Origin of the sequence: Acetobacter sp. DmW_043 (assembly GCF_002153485.1) — a bacterium.
Taxonomy (GTDB): Bacteria; Pseudomonadota; Alphaproteobacteria; order Acetobacterales; family Acetobacteraceae; genus Acetobacter; species Acetobacter thailandicus.
Genome location: NZ_JOMN01000038.1, coordinates 1 through 699, shown reverse-complemented (window position 1 = coordinate 699; position 699 = coordinate 1). Strand labels below are relative to the sequence as shown.

General features: G+C 54.1%; 2 pseudogenes. One reads left to right on the top strand and one right to left on the bottom strand.

Going from position 1 to position 699, the window contains the following annotated elements:
- Nucleotides 1-443 (top strand): annotated as a pseudogene (locus tag HK11_RS12365) (hypothetical protein); the annotation flags it as partial.
- Between the two features lie 100 nt (nt 444-543).
- Here the strand turns inward: HK11_RS12365 and HK11_RS12225 are convergent.
- A pseudogene (locus HK11_RS12225) lies at nt 544-699 on the bottom strand (IS5/IS1182 family transposase); the annotation flags it as partial.

The window sequence follows — 699 nt, the reverse complement described above, 5'->3', positions numbered from 1 at the left end:
TGGTGCAGGCCCTGCTGCATATCACCGGGTTGCGTGCCACTCCGCCTGAGCCTCTCAGGACGCTCCTGACACCACAGGACAAGCCCGCCCTGGAACAGTTCAGAAAGGAGCATGAGGAAGAGTCTACGGCCATGGCGAACCCTGCGAAGCTCTCACTCTGGCTGAACCAGCACTTTGACCAGATGGAGGATTCTCGCGAGCAGAAAATCAGAAAATGGAATAAAACCCATCAGCCTGAAAAAGAGCAGGCTGGTCGTGAGATCACGCAGCTTCGTGCGTTACTCAAAACCAGACCAGATACGCCGAAGCACAGAGAACTGGTTCAGCAGCTCACCCACCTGCTTCCCTCTGAGATGTTCCCGCTCCCGGAGCTGAAGCCGGAACCAAAACAGGAAATGACGCGCAAAGACGCGCCCAAACAATGGAAATCACCCGCAATGTAACGGAAAACAAAGGCAGCCTTGGGGGGATAGTGTTGAAAAACTCATGGTGAAGAGTGGAAGTGTTGCCAAGCCACTTCGACATAAGTGCAGCTTTCTTGCCTCAGGTGGATAAAGCAGGCGCTCCGGGAGGTATCAGTTTCGCCATTTTGCGGAGATTTTGAGCAGCTGCGGCGAGATGGAACTCATCACGGGCACCGTTTGGTCCTCTGAGCCTCAACCGATCGATCTTCAAAATGCGCTTGAGGTGAGCAAACAG